General features: G+C 30.9%; 26 protein-coding genes, 1 tRNA gene and 1 pseudogene. 10 read left to right on the forward strand and 18 right to left on the reverse strand.

Features of this window, described 5'->3' with window-relative positions; all coding sequences use genetic code 11:
• The 3 genes and pseudogenes from DKT72_RS03475 to DKT72_RS03485 form a co-directional block, all read left to right on the forward strand.
• Positions 1–271: pseudogene (locus DKT72_RS03475) on the forward strand (invertase); the annotation flags it as partial.
• A 151-nt stretch (positions 272–422) separates the two neighbouring features.
• A complete protein-coding gene (locus DKT72_RS03480; protein WP_111307346.1) occupies positions 423–1148 on the forward strand; it encodes a DUF6088 family protein in 726 nt (241 codons plus the stop codon).
• An 89-nt stretch (positions 1149–1237) separates the two neighbouring features.
• The gene (locus tag DKT72_RS03485; RefSeq protein WP_111307347.1) at positions 1238–2218 is read left to right on the forward strand and encodes a nucleotidyl transferase AbiEii/AbiGii toxin family protein; all 981 of its coding nucleotides are present in this window, start codon (positions 1238–1240) and stop codon (positions 2216–2218) included.
• A gap of 5 nt (positions 2219–2223) precedes the next feature.
• On the opposite strand, the gene DKT72_RS03490 is transcribed toward DKT72_RS03485, so the two are convergent.
• The 9 genes from DKT72_RS03490 to DKT72_RS03530 are packed head-to-tail and all read right to left on the reverse strand — an operon-like array spanning position 2224 to position 9458.
• Positions 2224–2586 carry a nuclear transport factor 2 family protein gene (locus DKT72_RS03490; protein ID WP_111307348.1) on the reverse strand — a complete coding sequence of 121 codons (363 nt, stop codon included), beginning with the start codon at positions 2584–2586 and terminating at the stop codon, positions 2224–2226.
• A gap of 6 nt (positions 2587–2592) precedes the next feature.
• Positions 2593–3426: a DUF4138 domain-containing protein gene (locus DKT72_RS03495; protein WP_111307349.1), complete on the reverse strand. Its 834-nt coding sequence runs from the start codon at positions 3424–3426 to the stop codon at positions 2593–2595.
• A gap of 10 nt (positions 3427–3436) precedes the next feature.
• Entirely contained in the window at positions 3437–4366 is a 930-nt protein-coding gene (gene traM / locus DKT72_RS03500; RefSeq protein ID WP_111307350.1) for a conjugative transposon protein TraM, read from the reverse strand.
• Positions 4367–4368: 2 nt separating this feature from the next.
• Positions 4369–4986: a conjugal transfer protein TraK gene (locus DKT72_RS03505; RefSeq protein WP_111307351.1), complete on the reverse strand. Its 618-nt coding sequence runs from the start codon at positions 4984–4986 to the stop codon at positions 4369–4371.
• Positions 4987–5003: 17 nt separating this feature from the next.
• The gene (locus tag DKT72_RS03510) at positions 5004–5846 is read right to left on the reverse strand and encodes a hypothetical protein (RefSeq protein ID WP_111307352.1); all 843 of its coding nucleotides are present in this window, start codon (positions 5844–5846) and stop codon (positions 5004–5006) included.
• Between the two features lie 2 nt (positions 5847–5848).
• Positions 5849–6421: a TrbJ/VirB5 family protein gene (locus DKT72_RS03515; RefSeq protein ID WP_111307353.1), complete on the reverse strand. Its 573-nt coding sequence runs from the start codon at positions 6419–6421 to the stop codon at positions 5849–5851.
• A gap of 53 nt (positions 6422–6474) precedes the next feature.
• Complete coding sequence (locus DKT72_RS03520) at positions 6475–8871, reverse strand: TraG family conjugative transposon ATPase (RefSeq protein WP_111307354.1); 2397 nt, start codon at positions 8869–8871, stop codon at positions 6475–6477.
• Positions 8864–9136: a hypothetical protein gene (locus DKT72_RS03525; protein ID WP_111307355.1), complete on the reverse strand. Its 273-nt coding sequence runs from the start codon at positions 9134–9136 to the stop codon at positions 8864–8866. Before DKT72_RS03525 ends, DKT72_RS03520 begins: the two co-directional genes overlap by 8 nt.
• 34 nt (positions 9137–9170) lie before the next feature.
• Entirely contained in the window at positions 9171–9458 is a 288-nt protein-coding gene (locus DKT72_RS03530) for a hypothetical protein (RefSeq protein WP_100612823.1), read from the reverse strand.
• Between the two features lie 234 nt (positions 9459–9692).
• Here DKT72_RS03530 and DKT72_RS03535 point away from each other — a divergent pair, with 234 nt between their 5' ends.
• The 4 genes from DKT72_RS03535 (at position 9693) to DKT72_RS03550 (ending at position 15442) form a co-directional block, all read left to right on the forward strand.
• A complete protein-coding gene (locus tag DKT72_RS03535; protein WP_235841596.1) occupies positions 9693–10316 on the forward strand; it encodes an N-acetylmuramoyl-L-alanine amidase family protein in 624 nt (207 codons plus the stop codon).
• Positions 10317–10503: 187 nt separating this feature from the next.
• Complete coding sequence (locus DKT72_RS03540; RefSeq protein WP_111307356.1) at positions 10504–13998, forward strand: hypothetical protein; 3495 nt, start codon at positions 10504–10506, stop codon at positions 13996–13998.
• Positions 13995–14444 carry a response regulator gene (locus DKT72_RS03545; protein WP_111307357.1) on the forward strand — a complete coding sequence of 150 codons (450 nt, stop codon included), beginning with the start codon at positions 13995–13997 and terminating at the stop codon, positions 14442–14444. Before DKT72_RS03540 ends, DKT72_RS03545 begins: the two co-directional genes overlap by 4 nt.
• Positions 14441–15442 carry a PD-(D/E)XK nuclease domain-containing protein gene (locus DKT72_RS03550; RefSeq protein ID WP_111307358.1) on the forward strand — a complete coding sequence of 334 codons (1002 nt, stop codon included), beginning with the start codon at positions 14441–14443 and terminating at the stop codon, positions 15440–15442. The genes DKT72_RS03545 and DKT72_RS03550 overlap by 4 nt, the downstream gene beginning before the upstream one ends.
• 88 nt (positions 15443–15530) lie before the next feature.
• Here the strand turns inward: DKT72_RS03550 and DKT72_RS03555 are convergent, their stop codons facing one another.
• The 6 genes from DKT72_RS03555 to DKT72_RS18170 all read right to left on the reverse strand — a co-directional run bounded on the left by DKT72_RS03555 (position 15531) and on the right by DKT72_RS18170 (position 19976).
• Complete coding sequence (locus tag DKT72_RS03555; protein ID WP_111307359.1) at positions 15531–16637, reverse strand: exonuclease/endonuclease/phosphatase family protein; 1107 nt, start codon at positions 16635–16637, stop codon at positions 15531–15533.
• Positions 16638–16649: 12 nt separating this feature from the next.
• Positions 16650–17306 (reverse strand): P-loop NTPase family protein, encoded by a 657-nt coding sequence (locus DKT72_RS03560; RefSeq protein WP_111307360.1) that lies wholly within the window; start codon positions 17304–17306, stop codon positions 16650–16652.
• Positions 17290–17940 (reverse strand): hypothetical protein, encoded by a 651-nt coding sequence (locus DKT72_RS03565; protein ID WP_111307361.1) that lies wholly within the window; start codon positions 17938–17940, stop codon positions 17290–17292. Before DKT72_RS03565 ends, DKT72_RS03560 begins: the two co-directional genes overlap by 17 nt.
• Positions 17937–18227: a helix-turn-helix domain-containing protein gene (locus DKT72_RS03570; protein ID WP_111307362.1), complete on the reverse strand. Its 291-nt coding sequence runs from the start codon at positions 18225–18227 to the stop codon at positions 17937–17939. Before DKT72_RS03570 ends, DKT72_RS03565 begins: the two co-directional genes overlap by 4 nt.
• A 243-nt stretch (positions 18228–18470) precedes the next feature.
• Positions 18471–19307 carry an RteC domain-containing protein gene (locus DKT72_RS03575; RefSeq protein ID WP_111307363.1) on the reverse strand — a complete coding sequence of 279 codons (837 nt, stop codon included), beginning with the start codon at positions 19305–19307 and terminating at the stop codon, positions 18471–18473.
• A gap of 252 nt (positions 19308–19559) precedes the next feature.
• Positions 19560–19976: a response regulator transcription factor gene (locus DKT72_RS18170; RefSeq protein ID WP_162623231.1), complete on the reverse strand. Its 417-nt coding sequence runs from the start codon at positions 19974–19976 to the stop codon at positions 19560–19562.
• A gap of 583 nt (positions 19977–20559) precedes the next feature.
• On the opposite strand from DKT72_RS18170, the gene DKT72_RS03585 reads away from it, so the two are divergent.
• Positions 20560–21540: a D-cysteine desulfhydrase family protein gene (locus tag DKT72_RS03585; protein ID WP_111307606.1), complete on the forward strand. Its 981-nt coding sequence runs from the start codon at positions 20560–20562 to the stop codon at positions 21538–21540.
• Positions 21541–21684: 144 nt separating this feature from the next.
• Here DKT72_RS03585 and DKT72_RS03590 read toward each other — a convergent pair.
• Positions 21685–21758, reverse strand: a tRNA-Met gene (locus DKT72_RS03590).
• A gap of 131 nt (positions 21759–21889) precedes the next feature.
• On the opposite strand from DKT72_RS03590, the gene DKT72_RS03595 reads away from it, so the two are divergent.
• Complete coding sequence (locus tag DKT72_RS03595; protein ID WP_111307365.1) at positions 21890–22279, forward strand: START-like domain-containing protein; 390 nt, start codon at positions 21890–21892, stop codon at positions 22277–22279.
• Positions 22280–22347: 68 nt separating this feature from the next.
• A complete protein-coding gene (locus DKT72_RS03600; RefSeq protein ID WP_111307366.1) occupies positions 22348–23190 on the forward strand; it encodes an aminotransferase class IV in 843 nt (280 codons plus the stop codon).
• Here DKT72_RS03600 and DKT72_RS03605 read toward each other — a convergent pair.
• Together DKT72_RS03605 and DKT72_RS03610 are read right to left on the reverse strand one after the other, a co-directional pair.
• Positions 23187–23747, reverse strand: coding sequence for a YqgE/AlgH family protein (locus tag DKT72_RS03605; protein ID WP_111307367.1), 561 nt, complete (start codon positions 23745–23747; stop codon positions 23187–23189). The genes DKT72_RS03600 and DKT72_RS03605 overlap by 4 nt on opposite strands.
• 122 nt (positions 23748–23869) lie before the next feature.
• Positions 23870–24142 (reverse strand): HU family DNA-binding protein, encoded by a 273-nt coding sequence (locus DKT72_RS03610; RefSeq protein WP_111307368.1) that lies wholly within the window; start codon positions 24140–24142, stop codon positions 23870–23872.
• Positions 24143–24308 lie beyond the last annotated feature (166 nt).

Below are 24308 nucleotides of genomic sequence, written 5' to 3' on the forward strand. Positions count from 1 at the left end.
TTTGGCATTTGCATTTGGACTTTCCGCAGAAATAGAAAGGAATCTAATTTCACAACGTACAAAGGAAGCATTAGCGAGAAAAAAAGCAGAAGGAGTAATCCTTGGACGTCCAAAAGGAAGCAAATCATCTAAAACAAAACTTTCAGGACAAGAAAAGAAAATTCAAGAGTTATTAGATAAAAACGTTTCTTATAGTGCCATAGGCAGAATACTTGGTGTGCATCGTCTTACGGTCAGTAGTTTCGTGAGAAATAAGATTAGTGTGGCTTGAATTGGGATTTTTTGCGTTAAACCAATTTCTAATATATGAACCTCATAGATAAACTAATAATGGAACAGTTATTGTATCCGATAGTCAAGTAAATAGTAGAAAAAACTTGACAAATAATATTTAAAATGATTATCTTTGTACTATTAGAACTATGAATATAACAACATCCATAAAAACTAAAGTTGCTCGTATAGATACTGGAGAAGTATTTACATACGATACTTTGTCTATTCCTCAAAGTGAATTTTCTGCTGCAGCTAAAGCTTTAAGCCGATTGGTTGCTAATGGAGTTATAAAGAGATATAAAAATGGGATGTACTATAAACCCAAGCAAACTGTTTTTGGAGAACTAAAACCAAGAGAAGATGTATTGCTTAAAAATTACCTCTTTGAAAATGATAAACAGATTGCTTATATAACCGGTGTTAGATTATATAATCAACTTGGTCTAACCACTCAAGTTCCTAACGTTGTGAGATTGGCAAGTAAGGATAAAGAGATAAAGACAAAAATTGGAAACCTTATTATAAAGCCTGCAAAGAGTTACGTTTCGGTTACAAAAAAAAATGTACCCTTACTACAACTCTTGGACGTCATAAAGGATTTTAAGAACATTCCTGACATGGATAAAAAGAAAGGTGTTTCTTTTCTGAAAGAAAAGATAGAAAACCTTTCGGATGAAGATAAAGATAAGTTGACCGGTTTTGCAAAATCCTATCCGCCAAAAGTTAGGGCTTTATTGGGAGCCATTCTTGAAGCTCTTTTACTTGAAGATTTGAGTGAATCACTTAAAGAAACCATTAATTATTTGAGCAGTTACGAATTTGGTATATCTGAAAAAACATTATCTACTGCCTCAAACTGGAACATTACCTAATGAAACGAGCATGTTAAAAATTTTAGCACACAACCGAATGATTAATAGCGAACAGCATCTGAGCATTAAAAAACAATAAATATTAACAGATGAAATTACACAACTATAAAGATGCCTTTGAAGGTGCCATTGTCGCAACTGCACAACATTTTGGAATTTCCGAAGTCTATATTGAAAAAGATTATTGGGTAACCTTAGCTCTCAAACAAATATTTACGGATGCTAATTCTAAAGATATTGCTGTTTTTAAAGGCGGAACATCCCTTTCCAAATGCTTCGGTATTATTGACCGATTTTCTGAAGACATAGATATGGTGGTCATTAAGGAAGATGGCGAAACAGACAATTCTTTGAAGCGAAAACTAAAAAAAGTAACCAATGCTTTAGAAGTTATTATGACCGAAATTCCAAATCATCTGTTAGAGAATAAGCGAGGGAAGATTAGAAAAATAGTCTATGGTTATGACAAGGTAGGTGTTAAAGGAACGTTTGGGCAAGTGAGAGATCAAATTGTATTGGAAGTTTCGAGTCTCGGAAATTCGCAGCCTTCTGAAAAAGTCAAAATACATTCAATGATTACAGAATTTATAGCTACAACTAACAACCTGGACCTTATTAAAGCATACCAATTGGAACCATTTAAGGTAACTGTAATCAGCATCGAGCGTACTTTTTGTGAAAAAATAATAAGTCTTGTTAGATTTTCATATACCGCAAATCCATTACAGGATTTAGCTAATAAAGTCCGACATACTTATGATTTACATCAATTATTACAGGAAAAGAGAATATCTACATTTTTAAAATCAGATGATTTTGAAACAATGCTTATACAAGTAGGAAAGGATGATGACAAGGCCATTCCAAATGATAAAGAATGGCTTTCCAAACACCCATCAGAATCATTGTTTTTTAGTGAGACCGAGAAAGTATGGGAAACTGTAAGCAAAACTTATTCAGGCTCTTTTAAGGAGTTACTTACAGGAGAATTGCCTGATGAGAAGGATGTACTCAAATCCTTGTTCAGGATTGGGTCAAGGCTAAATGAAATTAAATGGGATATTATTTAATACTTTTAAAAAGGCGCTTTCTCCCTCAATCCTTTTTCAGTTACTTTCCACTGCCCATCAACTTTTATTAATTTAAAGGTTTCTGGTTTTTCTTCATAGGATGTTGAGAACTTTACCCAAGCTATATCTCCATCAACTGTTTCTTCAATTAATTTAAAGTTTGACGGACTATCATTACTAGGAGCAACCATAGCTTGAATTGCCATAAATGAAGCATAACTTTCTGGAGTGGTGTACTTTTTTAATTTGGAATTGTCATTTTTATAGAAACTCTCAACAACAATCTTTGCCGTATCGGTATGTGATAATTGGGTTTGACCGCAACTCATTACAAATGAAATCAGTAAATAAATAATCATCTTTTTCATGCTATTTTAATTTGGGTTATTAATAGTTTTATCTGACATGTTAAGTTTTATATTGCGTTCTCCATTTTTTTCATTGAGTTCTAAAACAACTTTCCGTTCATTGCTTAAAGAGAACTTAGGGATAACATATACTAATTTCACAGTTTGCTTTTCTTTAATTTTTAATGGAACATTATATTCAAAAACAGGTTTTAAATAAAGACTTTGTAATGATTTTTTCTTGCCCTTCTTAAGGGTTTGTATAGTTAAGTTTAAGAAATTCACATCATAATCTAAAGTTGATTTATTTTCAATAGTCATTACAAAATATAATTCATCTTTGTCAAAGACGATATTTTCAATCTTTAGAATAATACCATCATGTTGTTTTTTTAGTTTACCAATGAGTTGTCTTCTTTTAACTAGATAAGAACAAAAGCGTTCATAATAATTGGTTTTAAAGTCAAAGTGCTCAATCGGTTTATTTTCGTTATCAGCAGCTTCAGTAAATGGCTTTTCATTACCAATAGATGTCGAATCTGGTATGAAATAATTCAAAGTTTTAAGTTGCTCTTTATATCTTACAATATACGAAAAAATTGAACCATTATTATTGATTATCAGCAAATTACTTTCTTTTCCTGGTGTTGCTTGAAGCAGTCCAAAATACTGTTCTTTGTCTCTGTTATAAGTAAAAACGAAATTTTCTGAACCCGTAATCCCTTGACGGATTGGGTTAGGGAAGAATAAGGCAACATTTTTATGGTCATTGGCATAAATGGTATCTATAACTGTTTTTGGCTGTGCTTTTACAAATGTTGAAACCAAAATAAAACTGAATAATATTAAGTGCTTTTTCATAATTTTAAATTTATAGTTGTGGTTTTAAAATGAGTTTGTAGTTGTTGACTATGGTAACTTTTACTTGCCGATTACTACGTTGGAATATTTTTTTTACACCCGTAACTTGAGGAACTCCAGCGATGTTAATATCATCAACAACATCATCAACAACTTCGCTTGTAGCATCGGCCCTAAAACTATTTTCTACATAAATGCCCTCACTGCCATCTTGAAAGTCGAATGCTTTTAATTTCACAGGCTGATGTAAAATATTTTCAATGTCTATTATTGCTCTATTGGGTTTAAAACTAATGAAGCCATAAACAACGGTGTTTTTTGGGATAAACCGGTTATTGATAATAACATCTTTTTCCAAACGCATTTTTAAACGGAAATCTTTCTTAACTGTTTGGTTTCCGTTCACTACAACATATATGGTGGAATCTGTTTTTAAAATATTTGAACTTGTATTCTTTTTAGGATTAGATGCAAAGAATAGTTGATGTGCTAATCCAATTTCTTTTGGAGCAGTGGTTTTATAATCAACGGAAATAATGGAATCAGTTTTCTTTTTAGTAACGATATCAGAAGCCTTTGGATTTGTTTCTCGATATTGGTTTTCAGTATAGTTTATTCTTCCTAAATTATAAATGCTATCAACAATACGTATTTTGTCTTTCTCTAATAAGTCTGGGTCATAAAAACCTAGTGAATCTATTAATTTTTCATCATAAATGCTTGGAGCATTGGTTTCGCGTACTTCTTTCAGATCGTCAATTGCTTTTAACTTTGATGAGTAATCTTCCTGTTCTTGTTCAAGTTCTGGTACAAGGGTCTGTTTAAGATTGTCATTTTGTTTTTCATCATCTCCCATTAGTAAAAAAGTATAGGAAATAAGAAAAATTAAGATAACAGCTAATACAGATCCAAAAACGATTTTATTCTTTTCTATTTTCATAATTATTGGTGTCCATTTTGGACCTTTTTTAAAGTGTTTTCAAAGTAATTTGTAATTAACAAGCCATGAGTATTATTCGGGTAGTTACGATCAACAACTATCAAGTTTCCAGTTGAAACCAGCTCGTAAGTGTCGACGACAGTTCCCCTGTTTATTTCAAAAACAGTTGTTGTTTTAAATTGATAAGGTTCAATTTGTGTATCTAACTGCGATTCAATACTCAATACTTTTTGTATTAATGAATATTGCAGTAAACGATTATAAACACCATCGGCTTTTTTTTGACGATAGAGATTATCGACAGAACTATTTCCAAGCCATAAAGCTTTTTCCAAATTCTTTTCATAATTACTAGCATCAATATTGTAGAAGTAAGTATGAAATAATTCTAAGTGTGCTAATGCTTCCACTTTAAAATTTTCTTTTTGAGTGATCCATTTTAAAGGTATAACAGAACCATCCGTGTTGATTGCAAAGGCGTTATTGAGGGCTTTTTTATGAATGTCATAAACGATCCATCCTGAAAAAGCACTAGATCCTAATGCACATAAAACGACAGAAACAACAATGAGTCGGTTGATATTCAAAATAGCATATATGTTTTTGTATGATGTTTTCATTTGTTTTGAATTGGTTTTTATGAAGTGAATAGCCTTAATGTAAATGAGGTAGCACGCTTATAGAGTTTGAATTTTAAAAACACAATAAATACCACAGAACCGAGCTGTACTACCGGTGCAAAAAATCGACTCCCAACATCTGTTCCGAAAAGGTTTATCCAAAAGTTTGTATTGATTTCTGTGTAAATGGCATTGATAAAAATATTCACCAAAAAGAAGGCTGGCACAAGCATATATACCGCTACATAAAGTTTAAAAAAAGTGTATGCCATAGACCGAAATTTTTCAAAAACGGCTAGACTTAGTATTAATGGAAAAAAGGCTTGCATAATACCTAAAAGAAAATAGCGTTCAGCTAAAAACAACGGGTAGATGAATAAGTCTAAAATCCAAAGCCCAAGACTGATAATAAAAGAAATAATCTTCCAACCATATAGCGGTGTTACTAAGGCATCATATAGGAGTGCCATGGCTTTTTTGGTGGCTTCCAACACGCCCACATCTTCTTCAAGAGGCATATCTTGCATTTGAAGCGGAAGGAGCGCGGGAGCCGTGTTACGATATTGAGATTCAATGGCAACAAGAATACCATCGAAAACACTTAATATCTGTGTTGAAAAAATGACCAGGAGAACCACAGCAAAATTCTTTGCGAGCTCTCCGGGGCTCAATCCCCAAGTGTAGCCATCTTTATTGGCAATACCTTCATTGTACTTTTTAAGGATGTTGACTAGAAAAAACAGAACAGCAAGTGTTTTCATTCCTGTAATGGTGTATTGCGAAAAATCACTGTTTTTTATCGTTTGAAATACCGTATCGATATATTCAAGTCCGATCCCTAAAAAGAATGTGGCTGCCATTTTTAATAGTTTGTTTCTCGATTATTTATTTTATCCTGCATTTTTCTGAAAGAAATAATATCTCTGTAGCGTTCCGTTTTCTTTGTGATTTCGGCTACCATTTCTTTTGATGCTTCTTCTTTTTTTGTAAGAACAGCGGCACGTTCGGCATCATTCATTTTCAAAAAATCATTTGACAGTATTTGCTCTATAAAATCCAGATCTTCCAATGAGCTTTCAATAATTGAGTTGAACGAATCTGAAATTCGGGTAACTTCTTCAGGTTTGATGTAAGGTGAGTTTAGAATATCTCGTAAATCATTTCTAACCACATCAAAAAGTTTTTGATTGTTTTGGGCCAATTCTCTAACTGCTTTCAATTGCCGAATGACATTGTTTACTTTCTCGATATTATCTTTCTGTGTCTTTAAAAACTCCACTGTTTTTAATAATTGGGACGTTTGTTTTGCCGATTCAATAAGCGATTTGGCAAGACTTATAAAGTTCGTGTTGTCATAAACTGGCATACCTTGAGCGCTTATTTTGAAGCTTAAGAAGATTGCCATTATTAGAATTAAGATGGTTTTTTTGCTCATAGCTAAAAATTTGTTTTGGTATTCGTGAATCTTCGATTTCATAATTTTTTGTTTTAAGATGTATATTCAGTGATTGCTTTTTCCATGTTTTGATGTTTTTCATACAGTCGCATGATGTCTTCATTTTCTTTTCCATCAGTGAGGTAAGCGGCATAAACTTGTTTAGGAACTTCCAATCGGAAAATGTTGCTCTCTTTGCCAATTTTGATAAATATTTCAGTGTATTTTCGTGGTCCAGTTAAGTTGTTCTTAATGGATTTTAATTGGTTTAAATCATGGCTGGAGAGATTTAATCGGCTTTGAAGTTCATGGTAACCTTTTTCATTATTAAGACTGTAGATAACTTGGGTGTTTTCCAGTATGCTTGCAGATGTCGAATTATTGGGCAATTGGTTGATAGATTGCAGAATGATGCCAATAGCACCGTTTTGTTTCCTAATAGCTTGATAATAAAACTCCACACTTTCCAGTACGTTTTCAAATTTGAGTTGCTTTGCAAATTCATCAAATAAGATGATGCCCTTTTCAGCCCTATTTTTCCAAATGGTACGCTGTATGGCAGATTTTATGAGTTTTAACATAACAGACAAGATCTCTTTGTTGTCCTTAACTTCATCCAACTCAAAAACGATCAAGCGTTTGTCTTCAATTTTATAAGTTTGGTCTTCGCTAACTTCAAAAAGAAAACTGTACAAACCATCACCAACATATTCAGACATGATGTGCAGAAAGTTGGTAATATTGAAATAATCCTCATGGATTTTTAATTGCTCTAAAAGACTGTCTTTATTCGTTTCAATAAACTCATAAAAACTATTTAGTGAAAAGCCTTCCGATATTTGGTGATAGTAATGGCGCAATATTTTCTTTACTGAAACAGATTGTGCTTTTGTGACTTTTAAATCGGAAGCAAATAATTCAAAAAGAAACACAGATAAATCTTCAAGACGTTCCGGAGTAAGGTCTTCTATGTTACTAATGTAAAAAGGGTTGATGCCTAAATTCTTGCCACTTTCATAGCGTAAAACGGTGTATTTTTCGGGGTATAGTTTTGCGAATTTGGTATAAGAACCACCTAAATCTATAATTACCAAGCGCACACCGCTTTCAAAATATTGTCGCAAGATATTGTTTGCTAAAAAGGATTTTCCTTCCCCAGTAGGTGCAAAAATGGCAAAGTTTCTAGCTTTAATGCGGTTCTTTTCTTCGTCCCAAACATCCTTTAAAACTGGAATATTGTGCTCTCTGTCATTAAAAATGATACCCGTTTTATCAGACTTATAATTGCTATTATTGATTAATAAACACAAAGCGTGTTTTAAATCAGTCACATATAAATCATCATTTGAGAAATTGGATGAGAAACAGAAATAACTATTTAGAATATAATTTTTACGTTCTTCACCACGAGGGTAATAAGGGATGATATCCAATTCCTTAAACTCAGTTTTGATTTTAGAACCAATACGTTCTAAATTTTCTGGTTTTTTATCCCAGTATATAATGTTGAGATGACCACGAATAACGCGTGCTTTATCATCTGCATTAATCTGGTCGAGTATATGCTGAATTTTTTTTAGCACCACTTTATTCTGCGAACCAAAATTGGAACTCTTGTTTAGTTCTTCAACTTTCTTGTCGAGTTGTTTGCGCCATTTTTGCTTGTCGTCTAAATAGATAATCTGGTTTACAATATGGTTTTCATTCAGTGCTAAACCCATTCCATCTATAAACCCTTGATGAAACACAAAATCGTCTGAAGTAAACTTTTCATTCGTTTTGCTAGTTTGGACACTCTCCCCAAAACATAATTCGCTATTGACTGATAATACGTCAAAATAATGCTCTCCAATATTGGTGCTATTTTTTTCCAAAAGAATGTCAGTATCAAAGCCATGATTAAAACCGTTAAAAAAGTTATTTGTTAATGCGTGAATACCAACGGCATCCATGGGAGTAAAAGTCATTTTCCTGCTGTTGTTTATAAAAGAAACAGAATCACTTACCGAGCCTATAAAAGTGCTTATGGTATCATCCATTTCTTTAACAATACTTTTTGATACTTTTCTAAAGGGATTTACATATTTACTATTATTAAGAGCGTTGTTCTTGGTTAGAATGAAAAACAAGTAGCATTGATGCTCCATAAATTCACGACCTTTAAAATGCTGATGTGTTGCTTTTTCTAAGAAGTTTTTGTTGGGTAATTGTTCCGAAGTATATTTCTTTTTTAAGTAAACATCTTGTTTATGAACCACACACCCAGTTGGTAGTGATTTAATGGCTTGAAACCAGGCGCCATGCATATCTTCAAAATCTTTTTCTGCAAGGGAGTATATTTCTGGTAACGAGCCTTTAAAGCATAAAACAACATTGCCATTATTAGCAAAAACAACATGCTCTTGAATATCCACAATGGGGTAATATGAAAGAAGATTTATTTTATTCATATGTTGTTGATTTTTTATTGCTGATTATTTTAGGGAAAACTCTAGCAATTTGTAGTAGTTGAGGATTGTGGGCAAACTTTGTTAGTGCGATATAAAGTGTTGCATTGCATATTAAAACGCCGATAACAACTATAAAGCTGAACGAGAAGATGATAACCAAAAGTGATGCTACAATGGCAATCATCATAAGCGCAAACAGTGAAATAGGTAATCCAAAAATAATTGCCCGTTTTCTTATGTTTTTATAGATTTCGTATTTCTTCATAAAGCTATTCCAATAAAACCCTCGATGAGGGTCATTATACCACGATGCTTATCAAGTAAGTGAAAATGCCTACTACGGCTCCAGCTATGAGTACAAATACTAATACACGCGTAATGCCTTTTTTAAGGTCAGCATTCTCACCAAAGAAGTGACCAGCATTAAATAGAAACCCGATAAGGAAAATAACCCCTAAGATGATTGGGAATATGGTTCTAATGGTGTCTGAAACATCATTTACGGAGTCTTCAATACCTCCAATTTGTGCAAAGCTTGGTGCGGATAGTAATAACAGAAAAGTTAATAATAGAATTGATTTTTTCATAAGGAATAGATTTTAAATTTTTAGTATCCGTGCAGTACGTCATACTTCGCCGTCTGCTAAGACTTTTGCGAAATCTATTATGATTTGAAGCTTCTAGAAGAAAAAGGCTAAACTTTAACGCAACATCCTGTTAAACTTTGGAAGATTCTTAATGTTGGGATTGATTTCTTGAATTTTGTTCAAACAATAATCAAGATGAACACTTTGAAACCATTTTATAAAATACTATTTAACATGAGTTTACATCTCATGGTTTTATCTCTTAATTCACAAAATATTGGAGGAAAAATGATTGTGGTTATTGACCCTGGGCATGGAGGAATTGACTCTGGAGCTATTGGACTAAATGGAATAATGGAAAAGGATATTGTGTTAAGTATTGCAAAAGAGATGGTTCGATTAAATAAAAATACCAAAAGTGATTTCGAAATCTATTTAACACGCTATAAAAACACATTGATTTCGTTATCGGACAGAACACGATTAGCAAAAACTCTTAAAGCGGATTTGTATATTTCACTACATTGTAATCAATCTGAAAACCCAAAGGCTAGGGGCGTGGAAGTTTATGTGAATGCAGAAGGTGGTAATTTTTTAAAGGAGTCTGTTCTTTTGGCTTATGCATTACAAAAGCAAATGAAAACCAAGCTTGGTTTTGAAAGTAGAGGGGTTAAGTATGGGGATTTTCAGGTGTTGCGGGAAACAACTAATTATTGTCCGTCTGTTTTGGTGGAGTTGGGGTTTTTGAGTAATCTTAACGAAGTGGTTTTTTTGGCTTCTAAAGAATATCAACTTTTGATTGCATTGTCCTTGCTTCAAGCTATTAAAATTTTAAATAAAGAAATTGCTTTATTTTGAGTTTGATAAGAGCTTAGTTGAAGTATCAAAGATAATTATCACTCCTATTTCAAATTCTTTTTTAAATGGTTAAGATGTCTATGCAATGGAAAAAAATCTAATTAACTTTGTAATATTTTTTTACAACAAATTTTTTTACAACAAAAAAAAGCAGGTAATTGTAAGATATTAAATAGGAATAAACTTGATGCAAAAAAAAAGCGATATAACAGGTAAAGCATATGCTAGAAATAAATATCAATCATTTGTAGGTAAGCCAAAAGAACGAAAAAGAGCGGCGTCAGATTTAAAAGAAAATCAAGACTATTCTCAATTATGTGAATCTGTAGATTATATTGAAAAAAATATCCCTAAAATCAGGCAAGAATTAATATTTGGCAACCCTTTACCTAAAAGTTATAAAGAATTAGGAAAATTAGATGATATACCTTTCTTAACTAAGAATATAGATGCTGAGCTAAACTCCTGCTTAATTGGTGTAAGGAAATATAAATATGAAATTAATTTATTCTTAACATACAAAGATACTTATGAGAAAGCATTAATAACAGGAGATTATGAACAAGCGGAAAATTATATATCTAAAATTGAAAAAGAGATATGCTTTTCTTTATGGACACTTGAGAATAGATTTGTTTTAACTGAGTTGTCTGGAAATGCGTCAGAGAACAAAGAACTGTTAAGTGACTTCAATAATATTAATGAATCTGAAACACTAACAAAACGTATTGTACACTATCTAAGCCTACGAGCTGAACATTCTTTATCAATAAACAGATATATTAATGATTTAGAGATTGCGTTGAGTAGAATTAAGATTGAAAACGAGTTCATTAGTAACTCTTTTAAAGATTATTATAGGTTTAAACTAACATATTTAAATCATTTAGATTTTGAAAGTTACTCAGGTATTCTTGCATTAGATTTCATTCATAGTATTACTGATAGATATTTAAATTTAACCCGATTATTAACGAATCTACTTGCTGTATCTAGTTATCTAGAAAAAAAAGATGAAAGGCATAAAGTTTTAAAACTATATTTAAAAAACAGAATAAATTATATATTAAAAAAAGTTGACGACCCAGTTCTCTATAAATTAAAATTGTTTTCTGGAAATGACATCTTTCCTGCTTTCGATACTGAAAAAAGTATAGAAGATATTAAAGTTATAGATTTATATACTAGTGGATTATACGATGAAGCTGAAAAAATATTACCTAAATTATTATTAAATAAGCCTACACAATTCGATTTATATTTGCTTTATATAAAAGCATTAATCTATCAAAAAAAACCTTTTAAACCAATTGGAAATAAAAAAAGTATCCAGAATAGTATACTTTTGGATATATATACCATAACATCAGTACAGTCTAATCCAAATCAAGCTGGATTAAACCTTTTAAGAATAGCTAACAATCTTTCAAGTTCTATATTAAGTTATGGAATTGTTGACTTTGTAAATTATCAAACTCAAGGAAAAAAAGAAAGACAATTGTTGTCTAAAATATCATACAATATTGCCAATCCAATTATTCATGAAATCTACACAGAAGATATAGATAAAAATGAATTTTTAGAAATGTTATCAAGTAAGTTCCCAAATTCATTAACTATTAATTTTTTCAAAGAAAAACTCAAAGGAATAGATAATATAATGGAATTTGAGAAAAAAATTCCTGAGGCAAAGTTTAAAGTTGAATATGCTAATAGTTTACAGAACAAAAAAGACTATATAAAAGCATCTTCTGAATGGGAATACCTCATAAAAAATTATTCAGATACTACTCCTATCTACGAACTTGCTATTATAAATCTATTTAAATGTTATTTATCATTAAACAGATTAGATGATTGCTTGAGATTATACGTAAATAGTTATTTTTTTAATAATTATATTGTTGAAAAAATTGAAACAAAAGACCTCATTTCTAAAATCAATTCAAATAGATTTAGAACTGTTTCTAGAACAATAGATTTACCCATATTTTATACTATTGTTAACGCTGATGAAGTTGAAACGCATATAGCCTTTGAATTATTCAACAAATCTTGTAATATAGAAAAACCCTCTGAATTAATAAGTTTAGAAATTAATATCGAAAAGAATAAACTTCTATATTATTTAAAAAACAGTTGTAGCCCTAAAATACTTCGCCATTCTACTTTTATTTTGAATTCAAAAGAAAGATTAGAGGAAAGGTTGGCTATAGCCTATCACATAAAAAAATTAAGTCCGAGTAATGAAATTGATTCAGAAATTAAAAGTATAGAAAATATCTTGGTAATTCAACAAGGTTTAATTGACTTAGATGAAAGTAAAATATATGTTAATGAGCAAGGTATAATTGATAATGAACTACAAGATTATGAAGCTATTTTTGCAAGATTTAAAGTTATTTCTGGTATAGCTGATAAAAACAAACTATTACTATTAGAAGGAGGTAAATTAACTACTTATTCTTCAGAAGAGGATACAGAACTAGAAAAAACTGAATACTCTAACAATCCTGTTTTTGATATTTATATTGAGTTGTTTGATGCTGTTAAAGATAAGTTCTTAAACAGTCAGTTTGGTATTGTTGCTTATTTAAGCACTAGAATAAGACATGGAGTATTAGTTGGTGAATTAAGACCAATATTTGAAACTCATAACTTAATTACTTTAAAGGAAGGCAAATCTTCTAGATATAGAAGGAATTATTATTGGGATTTTATTTATAAAGATTTTAGCGATGAAAAAAAGGAACAAATTCAAATATTATTAAATGATTTTTCAAGTAAAATTGATGGACTAATTTTTGATCTAATTAAGAAGCATTTGCAAGTATACAAACCAGAAATTAACGAGGAAGGTTGGTTTAATTATGAGTTTGAAGGTAATACACTATGGTATCATTCTATTGCATCTATTTATTGTACCAATTTCCCTGATTTCATACAACAAGTGTTTGCTGTTTTATGGCAAAAAACAGACCAAAACCTTGAATCAATAAGAGGGAAAATTCTAAACGATATACTTAATCAGTTCAATAGTTATTTTAATGAGTTAGAACTTGATTTATCAAACCAAATTGGGTTGAATGATAGCCATCAACTAATTAAATCAATAAAAGATTGCTCTACGGAAGTACAAACTGTGATGCAAAAAATTAGTAGATGGTTTAAAAGAAGTGAGTTAAAAGTATTAGATTTTCAATTAACCGAATTAATAAATATTATATCTGAGTATACTAATAAAAGTAATCCTTATAAAAATCTAAGCTTATCAAAAGAATTACTATTTGATTGTAAAATAAAAGGAGAATATAAGACTCATTTTGCAGATTTGCTAAGAATCTTTTTAGAAAATATAATTATTCATTCAGATGAAGGTATAGACGAAATTCCCTGTAAGATTTCCACGTCTTTTATTGAAAAGAACAGCCTTGATATAGTCATAGAAAATGAAATTACTGATTTGGATAAATTAGAATTATTAAAAAATACATGGCAAGGAAATAAACTTGATACTAAAAAATTATTAAGTGAAGGAAAATCCGGATATCATAAAGCCTATAAAATCTTGACATATGACTTAAAAAATCAAAGCATTGATTGTTTACAGACGAGTATTTGTAATGAGAATAACTTATTCAAAGTTTCTATTAAAATTAATTTAAATGGCATTAGTTTATGAAAATAATATTTATTGAAGACCACCCTTTAAAACAAGCACAGATAAATAAATTTATTGAAGAAAAGTTTTCTAATGCAGAAATCACTAATAAAAATTCCTATATAAGTGGATTGAAAGAATTAATCCAAAATCATCATTTATATGATATACTACTTCTAGATATTAGTATGCCTAATTATGATATTTCATCAGAAGATAGTGGAGGCGATTGGATGCCGTTGGCAGGAAAAAAAATCCTGAAAGAAATGTTTTTAAGGGATATTTCAACAAAAGCTATAGTGGTTACTATGCATGGTAGTTTTGATGATGGGACTAAAATAACTGAACTGGATACTAATTTAAAATCTGAATTTCCGGAGAATTATATTGGTTATGCTTATTATTCTCAAATAAATGAAGATTGGAAAGACAAATTGGAAACACTTTTAAAAGGTATAAATAAATGATTCAAATCTTAATTGTAGATGATAATCCATCTAAACAAAATAAAATAAAAAACACAATTTTGGATAATCATGATATATTAGGGATTGATATTACTATTGCTGATTGTGTCAAAGAAGCTAGAAAACATCTCTATTCCAATGAATGTGACTTAATGATTTTAGATTTGGTACTACCAATTGAAAAAAACAGCAATTGTGATGCTCTAAATAGTATTAGATTTTTAAATGAGATAAGTATTAGCCCTTCGATAATACCTCCAATTCATATTGTTGGATTATCAGGGTATAAAGAACAAGTTCTAGAACACAATGATGATTTTAAAAAAAAATTATGGAATCTCATAGACTACGAAGAAGACACAACTTCATGGCAAGACCAATTAAACTCAATAATTTTTCATCTTGTTAAAACTAGACAAAAATTTTTAGGAACTTCTATTGAGAATAAACTGAATGTGTATTTTTCAGAATTAGAAAGTAAAAACTTACCAATAACATTTTTAGGTGCAGAATGGTTAACTATTGGAAATAATTTAATGAATATAGTAGAGAAATCTTTATTTGTACCATCTAAATTTTCTAATGGAGCCAAGGCAAAAAACATTAATATAGATAGTCTTAAAATTTCAAGTGAATATGATTTTCAAAACTTAATACACTTAATACTAAGGCCTTGGTTGCCAAATACCGAGCCTGAAAATGTCGCTATAACTTATGATGGGAATAAAAAAAATGCAGATTTTTCAGTAAATGGTAGCTCAATAATAATAGAAGTCAAGTACATTGATTCTACAGGTAAAAAAAATGACACTTTAAAAACATTAGAGGGACTGAAAGAGTTCTATAAAATGAATGCTAACGTAAAGCTATTGTTATTTATGATTTTAGTTGAAGACTCTATTTCAATTGATAATTTTAAGATAGAATCTGATTTTAGTTCACAATTTGCGGAAACAACAGTAGTTGCCAAGGTATTTAAGAACAATTTGAAATCATGATAACCAAATATTCATTGTTAATATTTAAGTAAAATCAGGTAATTTATAATTAAAGATTTTTATTGCTATCATAGAAGTTATTATTTTTTTATTTAGTATTGTAAACTCTAATCTTCCCCCAAACCAAAGGATGCTCACTAGCAGCCACATTTTTATTAGTAACAGATTTATAAACAGACCATTGAGGTCGTTTTTCTGGACATACGGCTTTACGGTTTAAACCACTATCTTTCATGGTTTCAAATAGGGCAGGAGATAGTAACATATAATCTTTTTGCTTGATGTTAACACCTTTTCTATAGGCTCCTAATCGGTGGTAAGTGGCGTCATTTCCAGTATCATAATCTACCTCAAAGGACAAGTGTTTTGTAATATCTTTTAAATTGGTTTGTTGGAGCAGAGGCGATAAAGAATCGCAATAGGACGGCGCATTAAGAGTTCCTGCAATTATGATGTTGCTTTTATCTTCCGCTATCCGTTCTTGGTAAATAGTTGCAATGTAGTTTGCTTGTTTTTTTCTTATGGCATCTGTAAAATCTTTGTCTTTTGTTTGTTTCTGTAATTGAGTTGATAAAATATGAATGATTACGTCATTGGGTGTTAGAACTTCATATTCAACAAGGCAATTTATGGAATGTGTTTTTATTGAAACTAATTTATAATCTTTACGAAATAAAATACCCAATTCTAAACCTTTAAGGGTATCACTTTGAACAACAAAAGATTGTGCGTAAGGCTTGCAATCAAATTTTGGTAAAATCAATTGGTTGAATTCTTCCAAAGACGCTCTATCTTCAATTTCTTGAAGCAATAATATATCCGGATTAACAGCTGCAATAACACGGGCTTTATTATCGGTAGCTTCAGGTATGATTGGTGTAGTTTGCAATTCTATCCAACCATTCCATTTTGTGAGGTCACTGGCTTTGGAATCGGTGGAATAGTTTAAGCCTTTCATGTATAAAAACCCTGCTTTTCTACGCAAAACAGCATAAGGTCGTGGGCTGGATTTTTCAAAACCAGTTAAAAAAGAGAGTTCCCTAATGCGGTTTTGATCTACTAAAGAAATGGATGGTTTCCGCATTAAATCATCAAGTTCGTTTATCCAATCTGTTAAATTTTTTCCGAAAGGTTTTTCTAATAAGCTTTTATCGCGATGGAATAAATTCTGGACGTTAAAGGTTGCTATTTTCATGATATTTTGGTTTTATTTTCGTTTATCGTTTGTGTGCTTGTCAAAAGCAATGAGGTTGAATAGTTGTCGCATTCTACTCCGTACTCTGTTTCCGTACAAATCTTCCAATTCCTCGGCATTCAAGTTTGTTGTGGCATGGGTTTTTATGTTGTGTTTTAAGAAAATTTCGTAGCGGGATAAGAGTATCTCTCCCATGACGTTGCAGTCTTTTCCATAATGTCTGCCAATGGGTTCGACGCCCAAATCATCAAAACAAAAAAACTGACCGTTGCCATAATCTTCAATGGTTTTGTAGCCTACATGGTTAAACCCGAAAACGATGTTGCGAGAAGGCACAACAATGTATGGACGTTGATGTGGGACAATGAATTTTAAAAGTCGCATCAAACTGGTTTTACCACAACCAACTGGACCAGAAAGTAAGATGCCTTTGTTTGGATCGATGTCATGTCGTTCGCAATTTTCAATGTCTTTTATAAAATAATGGCAAAGTTTCATAATGACGTTATGGTCTTCTTCGTAGATTTTAAAATGCTTACCAAAGAGTAGTTTTCCTTTAGCATCCAGATAAATTAGTATTTTCTGAAAATCATAGGTAACAGCTTTTCCATCGAATGTACCAATGGAAAATTCTACACCACCTTCGGTTATTTTAGAGGGGTTGGTCATAATCCTTGATTTTAGAGGTTTTAAGGTTGTCCTTGTTTTGAGACACTGCTTCAACCTTTTCTATATCGTTTGCTTTCAGCATCCAATTTTCAGCGGTTGCGTGCCAGTTGACAATTTTTATTTTACCACCGAGTTTCCATCCAATAGAAGTATAATGATTATAGAATTTTTTACCTTCAATAACAGTCCATCCTTTTTTTATAAAAAAATCTAAAACTTCATTTTCATTTTTAGGCGGCTTAGTTTTAATACTGTTTTCTATTTGTTTATTAATGTTTATATTAGGTGCTAACGCTTGTCCCACTGCTGGTTTATTGCTTGACTCTGTACTTGTTTCACTACTTGTATTAAATTTGAGTATCTTAATTTGACTTCCTTTGTATGGATTATGCGATGGTAAATAGTGTATATATTTCCAATCATTCAAGTTTTTAAGACATCTATGATATGTTGCTTTAGATCCTATTTTCCCCATTTTCATTACTTCTTCACGGTTTATGTAAAAGGTTTCTGGGAATCGATTGATATTCCAAAATTGAAAAAGTGCCATGTATAAGCTTATGTGTGTAGGATTCAGATTGGAATCCATAGCAAATTGCTGAAATATGGCGTTGAGATGTTTTATATAATTCATACATCTTCACTCAATTTTATTTGAACTCTATTTGCTATCATAACTTTTTGGATTTCATCGGCTTCATAAAAATTGATACCTCCCATTTTAGTGTATGGAATTGTGCCATTCATTCTTAAATTTTGTAGAGTTCCAGCACTAATGCTAAGTAAATCCATGACTTCAGACGATTTTAAATACTTCTTTAATCCTGTACCTGATTGTTTTATCAGCAACTTTTTAATATCACTGAGTAATTCAATTTTAAAATCTCTTAGGTCGTCTGTAGTGATGATACTTGTTGGCATGATAGGATTTATTGCATTATTATTTATGATGGTATTTGACTTTCATTTAGCAAATTTGATAAGTTTTGATGATATTTAAGCAGTAGTTGAACCGTAGTCGGGTCAAAATTTAACAGTTTTAAAAATGATGGATTTTGCGGTGTTTTGAGGTTCTTTACGAACTATTTTATTTGAATAAAGGAAAAAACCGCAAAGAAAATAGCGATTACAGGAGGTGTACCCGACTACGGTGATTTTGAAGTATTATTCCTCGGAGTTATTGATGTAGGTTGTTAGTCCATCTGATAGGTCATCCAAAAATTTTGTACGGCTCATTTTTCTTGTTTTTATTTCGGCAAAAGTTTTGTAGCAATCTCCAATGTCAAAATGTAAAACCCTTTCTAGTGCAGAAGCTATTTCTTTAATATCGGATTTACCGTTATTAATAACTCTATTATGATGAAGGGCATAGATTAATTCAGTTAGATCTGTTTTTGTTGAAGTCCATTGTAGTTCCACCTCATTCGTCACCTTCAAATCGTTGTAGTGTTTTGATTTTTTAGGGCTAACTAATCTGTTTTGGAGGTAAGAAATAAAATTATTATATGCTGTGAGTTTACCTAATAACATATCATATGGTGTACAGAAATCTGGATCTTGGAAGTAGAATTTTGAAGATGTAATAGGAAGATTATCAAAATAATCCCTTGTAAAGTATTGTTTGTCAAGATGTGTTTGGTTTGACTTTATATATTGTGCAAAGTCCATATTGTACAGAAAAAAACGATTTAGTTTGCTCATTTTCTTTTTTACATATTTTCGTTGTTGTGTTGTATCAACTTTAGGGAATTGAATTTCGAAAGAACGGATTTCTGAGTAATAGATAAGTTGAGTCAAGGGAGTCTGTTTTGTTCTTTTGAAAAATTCAATTTCTTTATCAATTGATTGAAATCCGTTTTTAACAACTTCTTTTTTGTAGTTATTTAGATAATTTCGGCAGATAATAATTGATTGATTGGAACGGTCAACAATGCCATTGGATTCATATTTTACATCATCCAATTTCTTAATAAGTTCTTTATTGTTTTTTTCAAAATCCATTGCGATAAACTAATGCAGAAATAGTAATTTGTGAGAGGAGTTTGAAATTTATATGACCATCATAGGTGAAGTAAATGAGAGAAACAAATATTGTTTTTTTCGTTCATTTTATAGTCTTCAATTGATTCGGTTTATTTTAGATTTACTATTTCTTTGAACAATTTGTTCAAAATATCTATAAAATCAAATCAAAACATGTGTATTTCATGCGTATTTTAAATGTGAATTTTATTCACAGTCATTAAATATTTACTATTTTCTAAATTTTCTCATCAAACCTTCTCTATTAACAACCTTTGATTTTATAAAGATATTAGAGGCATGTTTTCTAACCGTACCATAAGAGATAAACATATTTTCAGATATTTTTTTATAACTAGCTCCTTTGATGATTTGGATAGCAATTTCATTTTCTCTGTTTGTAAAATTGTATTCTTTACCAATATTCCGTTTTAAAATATAGGAGTTTTTTAATCTATATATATAACTGTTTACTTCCATAGTTGTAACTAAAAAAAATGCCATGGTTACTAAGGGTTGGGTTATGGGTTGAAAATCTCCAAAGTAGGTTAGTAATGGTAAAAGAATTATAGATAGAATAGAAGTTAAACCTAGATAGGTTTGAATTTTGAAGTAACGCTGCCTCTTTACTTCTTTTTTGATAGTCATAAAAAAGTAAATAAGGAATATTACGGATAAGAATATTGGAATAATTAAGAAAAGACTTCTAGCAAAGTCAAGAGACTTTGTATAATAATAGGGTATGATAAAAAGAAATAAAAAGCATAAGAAAAGAACAATGGCTAGGTTTTTAATTTTGAAAAATGAATTCGGAGTTATTATATTAAATTCCTGATATAAATACCATACAAGATAGATACACATAAAAATTGATATGCTATAAGTGGCAATGTATTGAAGAAATAATGGACCGGGCAATGATTCATCGGGCAATAAGCCATTCAGCAAATTATATAGTAAAAAGAGGATAGCTAGATATAGATATCTGTAAGATGTCCTATTTGCTTTTTTCTTGTTTAATGAAATTTTGAATATTTGATAGATGATTATGATACTAATAACAATGCACATGAAAAGTACAATCCAATGCATTGATGAGGAATATTCATACTCTGGGGTATAATAATATTTTTTTTGTACAATAATCATTAAAGTGTTGAATTACAAAATATTAATATAATATTTTATTTGCAATTAAAGAAGTTTTATCTTAGTATTGAATAAAAACACCATGATGCTTTCAAAAAAATATCCTCTAGGTTTTTTCCCAACACCATTGGAGAAGATGGAAAACTTATCAAAAAAATATACTGATTATAATTTATATATCAAGCGCGATGACAATTCTGGATTAGCGTCTGGCGGTAATAAGGTAAGGAAACTACAATTTTTTATTTATGAAGCTTTGGATAATGGATATGATACAATCATTACTGCGGGTGCACAACAATCTAACCATTGTAGGCAAACCGCAGCAGCATGTGCAAAGGCAGGTTTAGAATGCCATTTATTGTTAGGAGGAAATAAACCAGAAAATTACACAGGTAATTTGTTGTTATCACATTTGTTGGGTGCAACCATCCATTTTACCGGAGAAAATAGAAAGGGTGAGGATATATTGTCTGTAAAGAAAAAATTAGAGGTACAAAACAAAAAAGTCTATGTGGTGTCTTATGGAGGCTCAAATTTACTGGGTGCTTATGGGTTTGTAGATGCTGTAAAAGAGTTAAAAGAACAACTATCTGACATGAACTTGAAAATGGATTATCTATTCTTTGCTTCAAGTTCTGGTGGAACGCAGGCTGGGCTCAAACTTGGAGTAGATTTATTTGGGCTAGATGTAAAGTTAATGCCAATAAGTATTGATAAATTGGGTTATGGGGATGTAACATTGGATGAAGCTGTACTAGAACTATTGCTGGAAGGCCAGAAAACATTGGCTATTGAAAAAATATACACAATTGAAGATGCGACACTAATTAGAGGCTATGATTCAGAGGGATATGGCGTTGTAACGTCAAATGAAAAAAATGCAATAAAAGAATTAGCCCATAGCGAAGGTATTTTACTTGATCCAGTTTATTCGGGAAGGGCATTTTATGGGATGTTGGATCATCTCGAAAACAAAAAATTAAAAAAGAATTCCAATGTTCTTTTTTGGCATACAGGAGGTTTACCAGCTAATTTTTACTATTCTAAAGACTTAATATAAGAAAATAATAAGAGTTTAATAGAATTTGATATGATTTGTGCATGTTTGGTATAATAGCGTAAAAAAGAGCAAAATGTTTTAGCTATGTTTTAGCAAATAAAAAAGTCAAGAAATTTTTTTCTTGACTTTCCTTTGTTTATCTTGTAGCGAGAGGGGGGCACGATCCCCCGACCTCCGGGTTATGAATCCGACGCTCTAACCAACTGAGCTACCTCGCCTAATTTGAGGCTGCAAATATAAAAACAATATTGGTCTCAACAAACATTACTTATGTAAATTATTTTTAAAAATTATTGTTAATCTTACCAATTAATGTATATATTGAGCAACTTAAACATTTACATTACTTATGGACGAAAAAATTAGATTTGATATTGAGTTTCCAATACATGCATCTCCTCAACTGTTATACCAATACATTTCTACACCTTCGGGTTTGTCTGAATGGTTTTCAGACAACGTAAACTCTAGAGGTGAGTTATTTACATTTATTTGGGACGATAGTGAAGAACAGGCGAAGTTGTTAAGTAAAAAAAGCGATGAACGTGTTAAGTTCAGATGGATAGCCGATGAAGACGATAAATCTGTATATTTTGAAATTAGAATTCAAGTAGATGAAATCACCAAAGATGTATCCATTATTATAACCGATTTTGCGGAAGAAGATGAAATTGATGAATCTAAAATGCTATGGGAAAACCAAATTTCCAGTTTAAAACAAGTATTAGGATCAGCTTAATTCCATCAAAAGGAATATAAATTATATCTTTGCCCTACTTCAAAAAAATAATGGAGTAGGGTATTTTTATGATTAATTTTCACGGAACTATTTTACAAGAAACAACCAAATTATCTATTTACAATAGAGGCTTTGCTTATGGTGATGCCCTTTTTGAAACAATAAAAGTTCTTAAAAATAACATATTGTTTTGGGAAGACCATTATTTTAGATTAATGGCTTCCATGCGTATCATGAGAATGGACATTCCTATGAATTTCACTATGGAATTCTTGGAAGCGGAAATTCTTAAAATCTTAGAGGCTACAAACCTTCAAAATACATCGGCAAGAGTTAAATTAGTTGTTTATAGAAACGAAGGCGGATTGTATTTGCCCGATAGTCATGCCATACACTTTATAATAACAGCCAAATCTCTTGAAAATGACTGGTATTCGTTTAAAGATGATCTCTATGAAGTGGATTTGTTTAAAGATTATTTTATAGCCCCCGGTTTATTATCTACTTTAAAAACAAATAATAAAGCTTTAAATGTAATTGGAAGTATTTATGCCAAAGAAAACAAACTACAAAACTGTCTGCTTTTAAATACGGAAAAGCAGGTGGTTGAAGCTTTAAATGGCAATATCTTTCTAGTAAAAGGGAATACGATAAAAACGCCGCCTATTTTGGATGGCTGTTTAAAAGGTGTTATGCGTAAGCAACTTATTGACATTATAGCAAGTGTTTCAGACTATACGTTCATAGAAGCATCCATATCTCCTTTTGAACTTCAACAGGCTGATGAATTATTTATTACCAACGTTATTGTAGGGATTCAACCCATAACAAAATACAGGAAAAAATCATTTACAAAGGAGGTTTCAAGTTTGCTTCTGGATAGGTTGAATGAAAAAATAAAAATGAATTAATTATAATTTGGATTTTCTGGAGCATTGGACCAGATACTGTATGCTTCACCAAATTCTAGCATTTTTTCTTTCCAAAACGATTCGTAATCTTTTGCAATGATATCGTTTTTATAAATATTTTCGGTAACCACCCAAGAATTTGTTTTCAATTCATTTTCTAATTGGTTTACTTCCCACCCAGAATAGCCTAAAAAGAAGCGAATGTCTGTTTCTTTTATTTTTTTGTTAGCAATAAGTTCCGCTACATTATTAAAATCACCTCCCCAAAATACGCCTAATGAAATTTCAACACTATTTGGAATTAATTCTGGCACCTTGTGGATAAAATATAAATTGTCTTGCTCAACAGGTCCTCCATTGTAAACTTTAAAAGGCACTTCAATTTCCGGTACTAAATCATTAATAGTGTATTCTAAAGGTTTATTTAATATAAATCCGATAGAGCCTTCGGTGTTATGGTCTGCTAAGAGCACTATAGAACGATTGAAATAAGAATCGCCTATTATTGCAGGTTCAGCTATTAATAAATCACCTCTTTTAGGTTTAATAGTTATCATGCAAGTGTAATTTTTAACTAAATCTAGTATTTATTTATTAAAAAAACAATACCGAAGTGATATAAAATAAAAATGCCTTCTAAAATTTAGAAGGCATTTTTTAATATTAAGGCTGTAAATAATTAGTTTATAGCATTTGATAAGTCCGCACCAGCTTTAAACTTAACAACGTTTTTAGCTTTAATTTTGATAGTAGCTCCAGTTTGAGGGTTTCTTCCTTCTCTTGCAGCTCTTTTAGAAACTGACCAAGAACCAAATCCTACTAAAGATACTCTTTTGCCTTTTTGTAAAGCACCTTCAATATCAATTAATAAAGAATCCAATGCTTTTTTTGCAGCAGCTTTACTAATTCCAGCATTTTCTGCCATTCCGTCGATTAAATCTGTTTTGTTCATAATATTAAAATTTAATTAAAAGGTTAAACGTTTTTGTTAAATCCTATTACAAATTTATACGGATTATGCAATCATGCAAGTAATAACAAGCGAAATCCATATTATTGTTGATAACTTAATTCATTTGTTAATAAAAGTAGGGCATTTCATCGATTATTTGAAAAAG

Source organism: Confluentibacter sediminis (assembly GCF_003258355.1).
Classification (GTDB): Bacteria; Bacteroidota; Bacteroidia; order Flavobacteriales; family Flavobacteriaceae; genus Confluentibacter; species Confluentibacter sediminis.

Excerpts from the sequence above, each read along its gene's own strand:
- DKT72_RS03480 (WP_111307346.1), top strand. The coding sequence starts at position 423 with ATGAATATAACAACATCCATAAAAACTAAAGTTGCTCGTATAGATACT.
- DKT72_RS03485 (WP_111307347.1), top strand. The coding sequence starts at position 1,238 with ATGAAATTACACAACTATAAAGATGCCTTTGAAGGTGCCATTGTCGCA.
- DKT72_RS03490 (WP_111307348.1), bottom strand. The coding sequence starts at position 2,586 with ATGAAAAAGATGATTATTTATTTACTGATTTCATTTGTAATGAGTTGC.
- DKT72_RS03495 (WP_111307349.1), bottom strand. The coding sequence starts at position 3,426 with ATGAAAAAGCACTTAATATTATTCAGTTTTATTTTGGTTTCAACATTT.
- traM (WP_111307350.1), bottom strand. The coding sequence starts at position 4,366 with ATGAAAATAGAAAAGAATAAAATCGTTTTTGGATCTGTATTAGCTGTT.
- DKT72_RS03505 (WP_111307351.1), bottom strand. The coding sequence starts at position 4,986 with ATGAAAACATCATACAAAAACATATATGCTATTTTGAATATCAACCGA.
- DKT72_RS03510 (WP_111307352.1), bottom strand. The coding sequence starts at position 5,846 with ATGGCAGCCACATTCTTTTTAGGGATCGGACTTGAATATATCGATACG.
- DKT72_RS03515 (WP_111307353.1), bottom strand. The coding sequence starts at position 6,421 with ATGAGCAAAAAAACCATCTTAATTCTAATAATGGCAATCTTCTTAAGC.
- DKT72_RS03520 (WP_111307354.1), bottom strand. The coding sequence starts at position 8,871 with ATGAATAAAATAAATCTTCTTTCATATTACCCCATTGTGGATATTCAA.
- DKT72_RS03525 (WP_111307355.1), bottom strand. The coding sequence starts at position 9,136 with ATGAAGAAATACGAAATCTATAAAAACATAAGAAAACGGGCAATTATT.
- DKT72_RS03530 (WP_100612823.1), bottom strand. The coding sequence starts at position 9,458 with ATGAAAAAATCAATTCTATTATTAACTTTTCTGTTATTACTATCCGCA.
- DKT72_RS03535 (WP_235841596.1), top strand. The coding sequence starts at position 9,693 with ATGAGTTTACATCTCATGGTTTTATCTCTTAATTCACAAAATATTGGA.
- DKT72_RS03540 (WP_111307356.1), top strand. The coding sequence starts at position 10,504 with ATGCAAAAAAAAAGCGATATAACAGGTAAAGCATATGCTAGAAATAAA.
- DKT72_RS03545 (WP_111307357.1), top strand. The coding sequence starts at position 13,995 with ATGAAAATAATATTTATTGAAGACCACCCTTTAAAACAAGCACAGATA.
- DKT72_RS03550 (WP_111307358.1), top strand. The coding sequence starts at position 14,441 with ATGATTCAAATCTTAATTGTAGATGATAATCCATCTAAACAAAATAAA.
- DKT72_RS03555 (WP_111307359.1), bottom strand. The coding sequence starts at position 16,637 with ATGAAAATAGCAACCTTTAACGTCCAGAATTTATTCCATCGCGATAAA.
- DKT72_RS03560 (WP_111307360.1), bottom strand. The coding sequence starts at position 17,306 with ATGACCAACCCCTCTAAAATAACCGAAGGTGGTGTAGAATTTTCCATT.
- DKT72_RS03565 (WP_111307361.1), bottom strand. The coding sequence starts at position 17,940 with ATGAATTATATAAAACATCTCAACGCCATATTTCAGCAATTTGCTATG.
- DKT72_RS03570 (WP_111307362.1), bottom strand. The coding sequence starts at position 18,227 with ATGCCAACAAGTATCATCACTACAGACGACCTAAGAGATTTTAAAATT.
- DKT72_RS03575 (WP_111307363.1), bottom strand. The coding sequence starts at position 19,307 with ATGGATTTTGAAAAAAACAATAAAGAACTTATTAAGAAATTGGATGAT.
- DKT72_RS18170 (WP_162623231.1), bottom strand. The coding sequence starts at position 19,976 with ATGACTATCAAAAAAGAAGTAAAGAGGCAGCGTTACTTCAAAATTCAA.
- DKT72_RS03585 (WP_111307606.1), top strand. The coding sequence starts at position 20,560 with ATGATGCTTTCAAAAAAATATCCTCTAGGTTTTTTCCCAACACCATTG.
- DKT72_RS03595 (WP_111307365.1), top strand. The coding sequence starts at position 21,890 with ATGGACGAAAAAATTAGATTTGATATTGAGTTTCCAATACATGCATCT.
- DKT72_RS03600 (WP_111307366.1), top strand. The coding sequence starts at position 22,348 with ATGATTAATTTTCACGGAACTATTTTACAAGAAACAACCAAATTATCT.
- DKT72_RS03605 (WP_111307367.1), bottom strand. The coding sequence starts at position 23,747 with ATGATAACTATTAAACCTAAAAGAGGTGATTTATTAATAGCTGAACCT.
- DKT72_RS03610 (WP_111307368.1), bottom strand. The coding sequence starts at position 24,142 with ATGAACAAAACAGATTTAATCGACGGAATGGCAGAAAATGCTGGAATT.